13 protein-coding genes are annotated in these 13,187 nt (G+C 39.9%); 7 read left to right on the top strand and 6 right to left on the bottom strand.

Features of this window, described 5'->3' with window-relative positions; translation table 11 throughout:
* Positions 1–49 precede the first annotated feature (49 nt).
* Positions 50–1,084 (bottom strand): hypothetical protein, encoded by a 1,035-nt coding sequence (locus NDN11_RS03865; RefSeq protein ID WP_251110816.1) that lies wholly within the window; start codon positions 1,082–1,084, stop codon positions 50–52.
* Positions 1,085–1,272: 188 nt separating this feature from the next.
* Between NDN11_RS03865 and NDN11_RS03860 the strand changes: the two genes are divergently transcribed.
* Positions 1,273–2,244 (top strand): MBL fold metallo-hydrolase, encoded by a 972-nt coding sequence (locus NDN11_RS03860; RefSeq protein WP_251110815.1) that lies wholly within the window; start codon positions 1,273–1,275, stop codon positions 2,242–2,244.
* 62 nt (positions 2,245–2,306) lie between these two features.
* On the opposite strand, the gene NDN11_RS03855 is transcribed toward NDN11_RS03860, so the two are convergent.
* Positions 2,307–2,888 carry a LysE family translocator gene (locus tag NDN11_RS03855; protein WP_251111486.1) on the bottom strand — a complete coding sequence of 194 codons (582 nt, stop codon included), beginning with the start codon at positions 2,886–2,888 and terminating at the stop codon, positions 2,307–2,309.
* A gap of 401 nt (positions 2,889–3,289) precedes the next feature.
* On the opposite strand from NDN11_RS03855, the gene NDN11_RS03850 reads away from it, so the two are divergent.
* The gene (locus NDN11_RS03850) at positions 3,290–4,912 is read left to right on the top strand and encodes an oleate hydratase (RefSeq protein WP_251110814.1); all 1,623 of its coding nucleotides are present in this window, start codon (positions 3,290–3,292) and stop codon (positions 4,910–4,912) included.
* A 55-nt stretch (positions 4,913–4,967) separates the two neighbouring features.
* On the opposite strand, the gene NDN11_RS03845 is transcribed toward NDN11_RS03850, so the two are convergent.
* Positions 4,968–5,726 carry a class I SAM-dependent methyltransferase gene (locus tag NDN11_RS03845; RefSeq protein ID WP_251110813.1) on the bottom strand — a complete coding sequence of 253 codons (759 nt, stop codon included), beginning with the start codon at positions 5,724–5,726 and terminating at the stop codon, positions 4,968–4,970.
* Positions 5,727–5,826: 100 nt separating this feature from the next.
* Complete coding sequence (locus NDN11_RS03840) at positions 5,827–6,504, bottom strand: DUF1345 domain-containing protein (RefSeq protein ID WP_167247931.1); 678 nt, start codon at positions 6,502–6,504, stop codon at positions 5,827–5,829.
* Between the two features lie 186 nt (positions 6,505–6,690).
* Between NDN11_RS03840 and NDN11_RS03835 the strand changes: the two genes are divergently transcribed.
* From NDN11_RS03835 to NDN11_RS03820, 4 genes are all read left to right on the top strand, one after another.
* A complete protein-coding gene (locus tag NDN11_RS03835; RefSeq protein ID WP_251110812.1) occupies positions 6,691–7,239 on the top strand; it encodes a TetR/AcrR family transcriptional regulator in 549 nt (182 codons plus the stop codon).
* Positions 7,240–7,252: 13 nt separating this feature from the next.
* The gene (locus NDN11_RS03830; RefSeq protein ID WP_167247929.1) at positions 7,253–8,899 is read left to right on the top strand and encodes an MFS transporter; all 1,647 of its coding nucleotides are present in this window, start codon (positions 7,253–7,255) and stop codon (positions 8,897–8,899) included.
* 125 nt (positions 8,900–9,024) lie between these two features.
* Positions 9,025–10,092 carry an HlyD family secretion protein gene (locus NDN11_RS03825; protein WP_251111485.1) on the top strand — a complete coding sequence of 356 codons (1,068 nt, stop codon included), beginning with the start codon at positions 9,025–9,027 and terminating at the stop codon, positions 10,090–10,092.
* 66 nt (positions 10,093–10,158) lie between these two features.
* On the top strand, positions 10,159–11,025 hold the full coding sequence (locus NDN11_RS03820; protein ID WP_167247928.1) for a 1-aminocyclopropane-1-carboxylate deaminase/D-cysteine desulfhydrase: 867 nt from the start codon (positions 10,159–10,161) through the stop codon (positions 11,023–11,025).
* A gap of 43 nt (positions 11,026–11,068) precedes the next feature.
* Here the strand turns inward: NDN11_RS03820 and NDN11_RS03815 are convergent, their stop codons facing one another.
* On the bottom strand, positions 11,069–11,434 hold the full coding sequence (locus tag NDN11_RS03815; RefSeq protein WP_167247927.1) for a DUF4870 family protein: 366 nt from the start codon (positions 11,432–11,434) through the stop codon (positions 11,069–11,071).
* A 141-nt stretch (positions 11,435–11,575) separates the two neighbouring features.
* Between NDN11_RS03815 and NDN11_RS03810 the strand changes: the two genes are divergently transcribed.
* Positions 11,576–12,772 carry a BaiN/RdsA family NAD(P)/FAD-dependent oxidoreductase gene (locus NDN11_RS03810; RefSeq protein WP_167247926.1) on the top strand — a complete coding sequence of 399 codons (1,197 nt, stop codon included), beginning with the start codon at positions 11,576–11,578 and terminating at the stop codon, positions 12,770–12,772.
* 48 nt (positions 12,773–12,820) lie between these two features.
* On the opposite strand, the gene NDN11_RS03805 is transcribed toward NDN11_RS03810, so the two are convergent.
* Positions 12,821–13,000 carry a hypothetical protein gene (locus NDN11_RS03805; protein ID WP_004804800.1) on the bottom strand — a complete coding sequence of 60 codons (180 nt, stop codon included), beginning with the start codon at positions 12,998–13,000 and terminating at the stop codon, positions 12,821–12,823.
* Positions 13,001–13,187: the final 187 nt, after the last annotated feature.

Below are 13,187 nucleotides of genomic sequence, written 5' to 3'. Positions count from 1 at the left end.
TACCTTAAATGCTAGACAAGAAAAGCCTCTACTAATGTAGGGGCTTTTTTTATCTTAAATTAATACTACCAAACTTTGTATTTATACCTAAATAATCATAAATAGCTTTTGTCTTTATTTCTAATCTTTTATCATGAGTAAAGAAAAAATCACAAAAGGATGCAACTTGAGCGTGAGTAAAATCACTCATGGATCTTTGTATTCCGTCAATTTGATCTATTTTAGTATCTTGTTCAAATCCAATAAAATTCATCATATTATAAAATATATTTACTTTTTCATAATTATATAGTTCTCTTCCCTTAATTTTTTCATTAAGTGTAATTGTCCAGAAATCATTTATATTAAAGTTTTTATAGCATTCTTTTTCTTTATATAAACCCCAAATTTTCTCTATTACATTAGGAGCTTTAATATTATTCAAATGCTTTGGATAAACGCCTACTTCATTCCTAAATATTTCAGACATTTTTTCGTTATCTGCATATTTTCTAATTATAGAAAGCATAAAATCTATACTTTTTTCATATACCTCTTTTTGATCAATAACTTGTTTAAGCATCATGCCAGATTGTTCACTAAACAAAGGAAATAATTTTAATTCATCATATGCTTTATACATTACTTCTAAATTTTTATCATAGACCTTTAATGCTTCTCGCTTAATTTCATCAAAATCTTTCTCTTTTTGATAACTCAACAATAATTGATTATAGATATGAAGATCCCCGAAACTCCATTCTTTTTTATTTTCAATATATTGGTCAAACCATTGAGAAACAGGTAAAGGGGAAATAATACATTGGTTTAAAAAGATAAATTTTTCTGTGCAAGCAATACGAATATGATGTGCACCCAGCCACGTCAAAACGTTTAAATATTTTTCACAATTACTCATATCGTGTGAATTTAAAAATGCTTTATAAATTTCACTTAGAGTAGTATTTGAATATACCACTTGATAGTTATCTTTGAAAAAATTATAAACACTATGATTCTCATCAAATTTTTTCACGAATAGATCTAAAATATTTTGGTCTAGATATGCTAAAGGTTTACCTGAATAACTATTATCTTCTTTCATATACGATTGTTTTCTTAAATTAATTTTTCAATCTTCATATTACTCTTTTTATATTAAAAATGGATAGACTACCGCCTTACTATCTTCCTTAGTACACCATATTATTTGACCTAATAAAAAACAGATGAAAAAATCCATCTCGTGTGCTAAAAAATAGACAATTCAACTAATTTTGAGAATATTTATAAATGAAAAAAATGCTGGCTTTGGCTCTATTGAGTTCATACTTTCCCCCACTTACTCATGCAGAAACAAGCAAAACCCTGCCGATCATTGAACAACAAAAACAGGTAACAGGCTACTATCAACACCAAGTCGGTGATGTACAAATTACCGCCCTGCTCGATGGCACTAACTTTATGTCACCAAGCTTGTTTAAAGATATTTCACCACAACAAGTGCAGCAAATCTTAAAGAAATACTATGCCGATCAGGATAAAGGCGTACAGACCTCCATCAATGCTTTCCTCGTTAATACAGGAAAATCATTGGTTTTAGTGGATAGCGGTGCAGCCAGTTGTTTTGGTGCACATTTAGGCTCGATTCTAAAAAATCTAGAGGCTTCAGGCTATAAACCTGAACAGGTCGATACCATTTTACTCACCCATTTACATCCCGACCATGTTTGCGGTATCAGTAAAGATGGCGTTGCTAATTTCCCCAACGCAACTGTGTACGTTTCCAGTGATGAAGCCAGTTATTGGTTAGATCCCAAACAGGCAGCCAAGCTTCCTAAAGACAAACAAGCGGGTTATGAAGGAACCGTAAAGCATATTAAACAGGCGATTGCCCCATACCAAGCCAAACAACGCTTTAAGACCTATAAACTCGGTGATGAAATTCAGGGTTTTAAAGTCATTAACACAGCGGGACATACCCCTGGTCACTTTAGCTATGAATTAAAAACCAAAGCTGAAAGCGTGGTGTTTATTGGAGATATCGTACATTCACATACCGTGCAATTTGATAAGCCAGAAACTGCGATTGAATATGATATTGACCCGAAAAAAGCGGTCGCTACCCGCTTAAAACAGTTTGCTGATTTCGCCAAGAATGGACAAACCCTTGCTGCACCCCATTTACCATTCCCAGGCATTGGTCATATTTATTCAGCAGATGGTAAGAGCTATCAATGGATTCCTGTGCATTTTAAAGATTAAGCGGCATACGTTGGTTCTAAGCAATAAAAAAGCGACCGATTGGGTCGCTTTTATCTGCTGCATTATTTCATACCAAAAATCAGCTTTAGTCCAAGCAAGGTCATCACACCACCTGCGATGCGATCAAACAGCGATTTAGATTTTAAATAAACTTTGCGTGGGCCTTCTGCTGACAATGCCACCGCAACCAGCGAATACCAACCTGCATCAATAAAGAAGCACAGCATCGGCAACACCACATAGTAATAACTTGGTATTTCTTTCGGTAATAAGGCGGTAAAAATACTGGCAAGAATAATAGCAATCTTCGGGTTACTAAGCTGGGTAATCAGCCCTAAACGAAAGGCTTGTGCATAGCTCATCTGATTCACAGTGCCATTCACCGCTTCCATTGGTTCTTTGGCGTGTTTGATAATTTTATACGCCAGCCAAAGTAAGTACAGACCACCAAATATTTTTAGCGCGATATAAGCAGATGGCACTGCCAATAAAATTGCCTGTAACCCCATCACAGCAAGCAAACCAAATAAAGCTGCGCCTGTGCCTGTTCCCAAGGCGGTAAATAAACCATGTTTACGTGAAATCGCAATTGAGTTTTTGGCGACATAAATAAATGTAGGACCAGGGCTGATTGCACCCAACATTAACGCCAAAGCAATTGAGCCTAAAATCAATAACGATTCCAAGTGAAACCTCTAGATTAGAATAATTTTCAAATATTAATTTTACTGAAAAAGCAGAGCTAGAAGATATAAAAATTTTGACTAATCTCAGCAATTTTTATGAGCTTTAAGCAATAGAAGCTGATTAGAAGGTCATTAGCTAGAGTAAAGACTCAATTTACAATGAATATCAAACACTTAAAAATAGCATATTCATCTCCCTCATGGATCGAGTATCCGATTTTTCTATAAAACTAATTTTATGATCAAAATTTGTCATCCATTTTAGTGTAACTTTCATTTATTTTTGGCTATTCAAATCCCATAATAAATTTATGGAATTAAATTCATTTTCATCAATAACGATAACCGAGGCACATTAGATGCAAACTAAAAAATTGAAAAATTTAGACCCATCACAATCACATCTCTGGATTATTGGCGGTGGTATTGCTGGTATGGCGGCGGCAGCCTTTGCCATTCGTGACGCCAAAGTACCTGCCCAAAACATTCATATTTTAGAAGAACTTGAAGTCTCAGGCGGTTCAATGGATGGTGGACATAATCCACTCAATCCCAACCATGCATGGGTGACTCGTGGTGGAAGAATGTTGACCGATGAAACCTACCTCTGCACATGGGATCTATTTTCCAGCATCCCCTCACTGGAAGATCCAAACATTTCTGTCCGTGAGGAATGCCGCGAATTTAATGACAAGATTAAAACCCATGCCCAAGCCCGTTTAATCGATGCGAACCATGTCATTGCAGAAGCCGAAAAGCTTGGCCTATCCACCTTGAATCGTGCGCAGATGCTGCGCCTGTTGGCGCTTAAAGAAGAACGGATTGGCAGTCGTCGTATTGATGAATTTTTTGATGATGCATTTTTCCAAAGCAATTTCTGGCGGATGTGGCGCACCACTTTTGCCTTCCAGAAATGGCATAGTGCAGCTGAATTACGTCGCTATTTCTTACGCTTTATTCAAGAATTACCCCGTATCCATACCTTGGAGGGCGTTAAGCGCACCAAGTACAATCAATATGATTCGATGATTTATCCCTTGCAACGTTGGTTAGTCGAACAAGGTGTGGATGTCCGTTTTGGTAACTATGTTACCGACGCTGATTTTGTTGAAGATGCACAGACTAAAGAACGTAAGGCAAGCAAGCTTTATCTCAACCTTCCAGAAGGTACTGAGCAGATTATCGTAGGTGAACATGATCTTGCATTATTTACCCTAGGTTCAATCACAGCGGATTCACGATATGGTGGTCAAAATGATGTGCCTGCCTTAATTCGTGATCGACAGGATCATGGCTGGCGCTTATGGGAGACCCTTGCACAAAAAGCACCTGATTTTGGTCGTCCAATGACGTTCTATGGCAATATCGATGAGCATAAATGGAAGTCTTTTACCCTGACCCTGCATGATGATGTCTTACTGAAACGCATCATTGATTACACAGGCAATGAGCCCGGAACGGGCGCACTGATGACATGGTTTGAGTCGGGCTGGCATTTATCAATTGTGGTCCCCGCACAACCGCATTTTGCAGATTTACCTGAAGGTAAATTCACTTTATGGGGCTATGGTTTCGAAATTGATCACATGGGTGACTACATCAAAAAACCAATGAGTGAAGCCACGGGTCAAGAAATTTTGATTGAGTTGATTCACCAATTGGGGTTCGACGATATTCTAGAGCATGTACTGGCACATAGTGACATTACCACCGTGATGATGCCTTATGCCTCTGCCCTGTTTGCCTGTCGTAAAGCGGGTGATCGCCCCCTATTGATTCCAGAGAATGCCGCGAATTTTGCCTTCTTGGGTCAATTCGTCGAACTGGAGGATGATGTGGTGTTTACTGTGGAATATTCAATTCGTGGCGCCATGCTCGCCATTTATCAATTCTTCGGTGTTGATCGTGAAGTTCCTGAAATCTATAACGGTCTGCTTGATCCCAAAGTCGGCTTAAAAGCCTTAGAAACCGTATTTCATTAAATGCCTCTGAAATGATAAAAATGAAGTAGGTCTCGATGATCTACTTCAACTGCTCTCATCGAGAAAGAACCAAATACAATACTTCACTGGTGAATGAACCATCGGTTTGAATTTGATAATACTGTTGGGTTTGATCCGATGCCTTTTTCTGTAGGTTACGAATAGTCTGAATCGCATATTCAGGGGTTTGCATCCGCTCAGTCCAACTGCCAAAGTCTAAATCCAAATATTGCTTTTCAACAGTCTCGACCCTAAAACCTGCAGATTCAGCAAAGCGCATCCATTCCTGCAAACTATAATTGCGTACATGACTTGGGTCTCGAATGGTTTCAATGCTCTGAAAGAAGGTATCCATCACTGGATTTGAGTGCCCTAAAATATCGACAATAATCACCTTGCCTTGAGGCGCCAATACACGGCGAATTTCCGCCATCGCCTGTGCGACATTTTGCCAATGATGTGCTGAATAGCGGGTAATCACACAATCAAAGAATTGATCGGCAAAGGGTAAACTCTCGGCAGCCCCTTGCTGAGCGATCACATTATTCAAGCCCTTTTGCTTGACCTGTTGTGCCACCAATTCCACCATCGACGGAGTTAAATCATAAGCTGTTACTTGATCGGTAAATGGTGCGATCTGATAGCTGACATGCCCACCGCCACAACCTAAGTCCAACACGGTCTTCAATTGATGTGACTGAATCAAGTGCTGCATTTTTGCAAATTCGATCCCTTGTGCATGAACACTGCTATTTAAATAGGCCTGAGATTTATCCTGATATTGTTGTTGATTGACTTGATGCTGGGTATTCATATTTTTATCCTTGCGATGTCGGTCTATATTTAAAATAGCCAACATCAATAAAAAATAAAAATGATCATTTTTATTTAAATTAATAAAAATAAGTTATCAATTATAAGCCAATCAAGCTGGCTGCGACATTGATCGCAACAGCCAAAATCACGGTATTGAAAATAAAGGCCAAAACACAATGAAAAATATTGAGATGCCTGAGCTCTGAGCTGGTAATCGAGACATCAGCCGTCTGCGCAGATGTTCCAATGATATAGCTGAAATAAATAAAATCGAGATAATCAGGTTGATCGGTTTTAGGAAAATCTAAACCTGCGTCTTGCTGACGACTTTTGGCAAGGTAGTAATCATGGGCATAATGGATCGCAAATAAGGTATGCAGTAATAGCCAAGTAGAAAAAATCGTCCCGATGGTGAGTAAAATCAAGGCACTTTTTAAAATCGGCTGATCTTTAGGCACATGTCCCAATTGCACCACAATTGAGATAAAACAGATCACTATCGCAATCAGCACCACGATCAAGATCATCCACTTGCCTTCATCCTGTTGCTTGGCGCGTTGTAAAATATGGGTTGCATCCAGATGCCACATCATTTTCAAGGTTAGAAATAAGTACAGCCAAATGGCAATATTCCACCCCAGCTGTAAGCAAGTCGCCCAATGCCATTGAGTGAATAGATGTAAAGCCCCATAAATCAAAAGCCCTAAAGAAAATGTCGCAGACAAATAAGGCCGATATTTTATTCCTCTAACTAAACGATGTATCAGTCCTTGCATTTTTCACCTGTTTGTATTTTTTATGAATGAGCAATTTAGCCTTATTTTTTAACACTGTATCGTCTTATAAAAATAGCTTATTACTGCGATTTTACCGAAATTAAACAAAATAAAGATTCTGTAGATATTTACTTCGGACAAAAATGTCCGTTTAATTCACCTTAAATCTCCCAAGAAATTTTAGCCATGGCAAAACGTCAGCAATTGGCAGCGCATAATCGTGATGAACTCCTTAACGCCGCCGAAGAAATCTTCCGTAAGCAAGGGGTACATGTACCGTTACAAGCGATTATTGATCATGCTGGCGTGGGACGTGCAACGTTTTATCGTAACTTTAGCGATCGTAAAGCGCTGATGACTGCACTGCTTGAACGTGCAATTGATCGTTTAGAACAACGTACCATTGCATTACAAAACTTTGATGATGGTTTTATTCGTTTAATCGAAGGTCATATTGAACAGTTACCACATCTGGTGGTACTGATTGATTACTGGCGCATTATTGATCGGCAAGACCCAATCATGCTAAACATCTATCAGCGCCGTGATAAAGCATTACAACCACTGATTGATCGCGCCATAAAACACAAATTATGTCGACCAGATTTAACACCGCAAGATTTTGCCATGATTACGGCAATTCTAGGTTCGTCATTTCAAGGACATCATGCTTCGGATCAGGTTCGCTTAGCCAAACGGGCAATAGAATTATTATTAAATGGCATAAAAGTTTAGTTCGAGGAATAACATGGATAAAAGCCCTCGCTATCTTGAAACACCTCCAGATTGGTCTGCTGATGAGCGCCCAACCTTACCCGGCTCGCCTGCTGCAATTGCACATGCTCGACCAAAACGCTTTGCCTACTTTTTTATTGGCCTGTTTATTTGTATTGCAGCCAGTTTAAGTAATGGTTTTATCGTTGCCAATTTACCGATTTTCCAAGGCGAATATGGCTTAACGCCCTCACAAGCAGCATGGCTCCCTGCTGCCTATGTGATGGCCAATGTCAGTTCTAACCTGATTTTGTTTAAAGCACGGCAACAATATGGTTTACGCCTATTTTCAGAAATTGGTCTGTTAGCTTTTATCGCTGTATTGGTATTACATATCTTTGTCAAAACCTATGAGATGGCCCTGTTTGTCCGTTTTATTGCAGGTTTGGCAGCTGCACCGCTAAGCTCCTTAGGCATGTATTACACCATGCAAGCGTTTGGCAAAGCCGATATGGCCAAAGGGATTTATCTAGCCTTTGGATTTCAGCAACTCGGTCTGCCTTTGGCTTGGATTATTTCCCCTTTTCTGCTCAGCGCCAATCAATGGGACGTGATTTATACCTTTGAATTGGGTTTGGCGATTTGCTGTTTTGCTATGGTCGTTGCATTAAAACTGCCACGTAGCTTGCGCTTGGAAGTGTTCGAAAAACAGGATTTCTTTACCTTTGCACTGCTCGCCCCTGGTTTTGCCTGCCTGTGTATTGTATTGACCCAAGGTCCGATTTTGTGGTGGTTTGATAGTCCATGGTTGGCCTATACCTTAATTGTCGGTTTTTGCTTGATTGTATTGGGATTAAGCTACGAACATTATCGTAGCAATCCACTGATTATGACCCGTTGGTTAGCGGCGGGAGATTTACTCAGTTTTGTGGTGAGCGCCTTTGCCTTACGCTTACTCATGTCAGAGCAAAGCTATGCTGCTGTGAATTTTCTTAAAACCATGGGCATGGGACCAGATCAATTCGTGCCGCTGTATGTGGTGATCTTCTGTGGCACGATTGCGGGTTCGGTGTTTAGTGCACTGACCTTTCATCGTGAAAGGCTGATTCTGAATTTATTCCTTGCTGAAATCCTGATTTTGATTGCCTGTGCTCTGGATTATCACCTGACCAGTGATGTGCGCCCAGCCAATTTCTATCGTAGTCAATTCTTAGTCAGCTTCGCTGGTGGTGTGTTTATTGGTCCACTACTACTCATGGGATTTATGCGTACCTTACAACGTGGTCCTCAATATGTAGTGACCTTTATTGTGCTGTTTTCTGCGACTCAAAATTTTGGTGGTCTGGTCGGCTCATCCTTTTTCAACACCTACCAACAACGTCATACCTATGACTATAAAGTCGAAATCAACAGTAATCTTGATCCGACCGATCCAATTGTGGCACAGCGTCTACAAACTTATCAGCATAGTGCCGTGGTCAATAGCAATGACCCTGTTATACAAAATAATCAAGCTTTGCAAAACCTGAATAAAGTGGTGACTCGTGAAGCACAGGTACGTGCTTACAACGATGTGATCGTATTGAACGGTATTTTTGCTGTAGTGCTCTTAGTTTGGGGATTATTCAAATATGTACGCAACAAGTACAAAGCCCGAAGAAGCCTACAAGCAACCAGTTAATCCTTATTGTATTTGATTGAGAAAACATTATGTCTGAACAAGATAAACCCGAAAATAATTCAGCTCCAGACAACGAGCAAAAAGAAACATCCGAAGCTGTAAAAGCACCAGAAGCTGTCGTGCAAATGCCACCACCGCCTCCACCACCCACCAGTAAGCTCATCAAAACCAAAAGCTCAACACTTTGGTGGATGCTATTGGTGCTGTTGGTTGGAATCACCATTATTTTATGGGCATGGCGCATTGGCCCCTTTCATACAGCGGTTGAGCAAACGGACAATAGTTATGTGAAAGGTAAAACCACCATCCTGTCATCACAGATCAATGGTTATATCAAAGATGTCTTGGTCAAAGATTTTGATCAAGTCAAACAAGGTCAGGTATTGATGCATATCGATGCAACCACATATGATCAAAAAGTGACGCAAGCAGTTTCTGGTGTAGAGCAGGCAGAAAATAGTCTTGCCAATCAGACTCAAGCCATTGCGCAACGTCAGGCCGATGTCACAGCAGCCCAAGCCAAACTTGATCAGATCAAAGCACAATATGATCTATCTGTGGCACAGTTAAAACGCTATCAACAACTTGGCGATAGCGGCGCCGCTTCAAAATCTGAACAAGATAAAGCAGCAGCCGATGCACAGAATAATCATGCTTTACTGAAACAAGCTGAAGCCAATATCTTAGTCGCGCAAGAAGCTTTGAAAACAGCTCAGGTAGCACAATCAGGTTTAAAAGCACAGGTGAATAGCGCGCAAGCTCAACTTGATCAAGCCAATACCACCAAGGATTACAGTACCATTGTTGCACCACTGGATGGTCAGTTGGGTGAAGTTAACCCACGTGTCGGTCAATACGTTGCGGCAGGAACACAATTGCTTTATCTGATTCCAAAACAAACGTGGGTGATCGCCAACTTTAAGGAAACTCAAATTGCCAATATGAAAATTGGACAAAAAGCCTATTTCACCGTCGATGCCATGAATCACCAAAAATTTACTGGACATGTTGAGCAGATTTCCCCAGCAGCAGGCTCTGAATTTAGTGTGCTCAAACCTGATAATGCGACAGGCAACTTCACCAAAGTGGTACAACGCATTTCAGTACGTATTGCGATAGATCCAAATCAAAAAGGCGTCGAAAACTTACGTCCTGGAATGTCTGTAATTACCTCCGTGGATACCGACTCTTAAGACAAGACTGACATTCTCAATCAAATACATTTACAATGTGATCAAATCCATTTCCCTTGTTCGAAAATGTTTGATCACATTGCTTTTCCCACACCCAATCAAACATTACAACTTCCCTATTCAGTTCAACTGAGCATTAAGCGTCTGGACCTGATTCATCCTCATATTTCAGGTAATAAATTTTATAAGTTGAAATACAACCTCCTTGCAGCACAACAACAAGGTTTGTCCCAAGTACTGACATTTGGGGGTGCATTCTCAAATCATATCGCTGCAACCGCCTATGCCGCGCAGCGCTTTGGCTTTCAAAGTATTGGTATCATTCGTGGAGAAGAACTTGGCTCACAAGACTTAAATCCTACACTGCAAACTGCACACGATTTTGGCATGCAATTGCATTTTGTCAGCCGAGCCGAGTACCGACTGCGTTATGAAGCTGACTATTTACAACAACTACAACAGCGATATCCGCAAGCCTTTATTGTTCCAGAAGGTGGCAGCAATGCACTTGCACTACAAGGAACACAGGAAATTTTAAGCGAAGATGATCGGGAAAATTATGATGTGATTTGTTGTGCGGTTGGAACAGGTGGAACCATTGCAGGACTGATTAAAAGTAGTTCAGATCAACAACAGATTTTAGGGTTTTCTGCATTGAAGGGCGACTTTTTAAAGCAAGATATTCAACAATGGACAGATAAACGCAACTGGTCTTTAACCGATACCTATTGCTGTGGTGGCTACGCTAAAACCAATCCAGAACTCCTACAATTTATGCGGTATTTTGAACAGCAATATGCAATTCCATTAGAACAGGTATATACCGCTAAAATGATGATGGGGCTATTCGACTTAATTCAAAACCAGCATTTTCCTGAAAATACCCGTATTTTGGCAATTCATACAGGTGGACTACAAGGCCGCTTAAAATAAAAAGTCACTCTCAAGTGACTTTCGATCCAATTAAACGGGATGATTAAAACCAACCATCACCAATTGCCTTATTGTCCATAAACAGCACTAGGCCTTTGACGATGCGATAAATAAACCAAATCGATATCGCAAATAGAATAGGAATACCAATCAATACAAAGGACAAAATAAAACCAATGATCGCGGTAATGAAAGTGACCCAGAAAGTTTTGATTTGCCACTCAAAATGGCTGGCCAACCATGTCCCTTGTACCTCATCACGTTTCATATAATTCATAATAATGGCAGCGATACTGGTCAAGCCGACAAAAATACTGACTGCATACAATACATAGATGATCAAAGTATATTGGCGTAACTGATCTTGCCTTTCTGGCGGTGTATTCTCTAAAAATATCTTATCGTTCATTATTCTAATCCCCTCTATAGAGACCAAATTTATAACATGCTTTGATTTTAAAAGTATATTTTTTAATCAAACAATCAACATACTCAAAAGGCTTTAAATCTTTTATAATTGCCCGCTTTTCCTCTCTCGAGTATTTCTCCCATGGTTCATCAAGTTGATGTTGTTGTTTTAGGTGCAGGTGCATCGGGCTTGATGTTGGCTGCAGAAGCAGGCAAACGTGGGCGCTCAGTTGTAGTCTTGGAGAAAGCCAATAAAGTTGGTAAAAAGATTTTAATGTCAGGTGGTGGTAAATGTAACTTTACCAATCTGGATGTCGAACCTGCTAATTATCTTTCTGAAAATCCACATTTCGTCATTTCAGCCCTCACCCGCTATACCAATTGGGATTTTATTGGTTTGGTCTGTGAATACGGTATTGAATACGAAGAACGTAAACATGGGCAATTATTTACCCTTAAAGGATCTAAAGAGATTCTGGAACTTTTGCTTTCAGAATGTGACAAAGCCAAACGGGTGCAAATTCAAACCCATTGTGAAGTTCAACAAGTCAAAGCTCAAGGGGACTCAAGTTTTATCATTGAAACCAGTCAAGGGACTTATCACTGTGAATCTGTAGTAGTAGCAACAGGTGGACTCTCTATTCCAACCCTCGGCGGTTCAGGCTTTGGTTATGAACTTGCACAGCAGTTTGGACATCATGTTTATCCAACCCGTGCAGGTCTGGTTCCATTCACCTTCTCCGATCATTTTAAAGAAGTGACTACACGTTTAAGCGGCAATGCCTTAGATGCAACCTTGGTCAATGATCGTCATCAATTTACTGAAGCTTTGTTGTTTACCCATCGTGGTCTCAGTGGTCCAAGTTCGTTACAACTTTCCAACTACTGGCACATTGGAGAAAGCTTCAAGATTGATTTCTTCCCAAGCCAAGATTTCAATCAATTCTTTAAAGATAAGAAAAAATCACAGCCTAAAGTTCTGCTACGCACTTTAATCAGTGAATTTACAGCGAAAAGTATCGTACTGGAGTTACAACAACTGATTTGGGCTGAGCAAAGCGAAACAGCCATTGGTAACCTCAGTGATGCACAGCTCGAGCATATAGCAGCACAATTGCATGCATTTACGGTAAAACCGTCAGGTACTGAGGGTTATCGTACTGCTGAGGTAACATTGGGTGGTGTAGATACCAGCGAAGTTTCTTCCAAAACCATGGAAAGTAAAAAACAGAAAGGTTTATATTTTATCGGTGAAGTGCTGGATGTTACTGGCCACTTAGGCGGCTATAACTTCCAATGGGCATGGTCTTCTGCACAGGCAGCAGCTCAATTTGTCTGATATGACCTTATCAATTACAGCACTTCGGACTTTTCAATTCAGTCTGTTTCAGTTTTGGTGGTCTGAAGAGTTAGCAGCTTCTGAAGTTGCGATTTGCTGTGTATTTTCAATAGGTCTCTCTTTAGAAGAGTTTGATTTAGCAACAACAAACTTATAAGCACTCGCTAAAAATCCAACAGTAATACCTGCAATAATAATCGGTGCGAATACTCGATTTGGCCTCTTCATTTCATTCTCCTATAGACTTTTTATTTAGAGACTATTGATACTTTAGCTATAAATGAATTGCTTTTGAGGTCAAATTTGTTATTTAAACCCTCTAACCTTACTCAAAATGTCCAATCACAATCCAAAACAGAGGCCAATAGCGCTGATACAAACAAAACGACCACCCTGCTTAGAGTGGTCGAATTGA

Origin of the sequence: Acinetobacter sp. C26M (genome assembly GCF_023702675.1) — a bacterium.
GTDB lineage: Bacteria > Pseudomonadota > Gammaproteobacteria > Pseudomonadales > Moraxellaceae > Acinetobacter.
Note: the sequence above shows the minus strand (reverse complement) of the source record. Positions and strands in the feature narration are given on the sequence as shown.

Excerpts from the sequence above, each read along its gene's own strand:
- NDN11_RS03825 (WP_251111485.1), top strand. The coding sequence starts at position 9,025 with ATGCCACCACCGCCTCCACCACCCACCAGTAAGCTCATCAAAACCAAA.
- NDN11_RS03855 (WP_251111486.1), bottom strand. The coding sequence starts at position 2,888 with ATGTTGGGTGCAATCAGCCCTGGTCCTACATTTATTTATGTCGCCAAA.
- NDN11_RS03815 (WP_167247927.1), bottom strand. The coding sequence starts at position 11,434 with ATGAACGATAAGATATTTTTAGAGAATACACCGCCAGAAAGGCAAGAT.
- NDN11_RS03835 (WP_251110812.1), top strand. The coding sequence starts at position 6,691 with ATGGCAAAACGTCAGCAATTGGCAGCGCATAATCGTGATGAACTCCTT.
- NDN11_RS03820 (WP_167247928.1), top strand. The coding sequence starts at position 10,159 with ATGTTTGATCACATTGCTTTTCCCACACCCAATCAAACATTACAACTT.
- NDN11_RS03810 (WP_167247926.1), top strand. The coding sequence starts at position 11,576 with ATGGTTCATCAAGTTGATGTTGTTGTTTTAGGTGCAGGTGCATCGGGC.
- NDN11_RS03865 (WP_251110816.1), bottom strand. The coding sequence starts at position 1,084 with ATGAAAGAAGATAATAGTTATTCAGGTAAACCTTTAGCATATCTAGAC.
- NDN11_RS03805 (WP_004804800.1), bottom strand. The coding sequence starts at position 13,000 with ATGAAGAGGCCAAATCGAGTATTCGCACCGATTATTATTGCAGGTATT.
- NDN11_RS03840 (WP_167247931.1), bottom strand. The coding sequence starts at position 6,504 with ATGCAAGGACTGATACATCGTTTAGTTAGAGGAATAAAATATCGGCCT.
- NDN11_RS03860 (WP_251110815.1), top strand. The coding sequence starts at position 1,273 with ATGAAAAAAATGCTGGCTTTGGCTCTATTGAGTTCATACTTTCCCCCA.
- NDN11_RS03850 (WP_251110814.1), top strand. The coding sequence starts at position 3,290 with ATGCAAACTAAAAAATTGAAAAATTTAGACCCATCACAATCACATCTC.
- NDN11_RS03845 (WP_251110813.1), bottom strand. The coding sequence starts at position 5,726 with ATGAATACCCAGCATCAAGTCAATCAACAACAATATCAGGATAAATCT.
- NDN11_RS03830 (WP_167247929.1), top strand. The coding sequence starts at position 7,253 with ATGGATAAAAGCCCTCGCTATCTTGAAACACCTCCAGATTGGTCTGCT.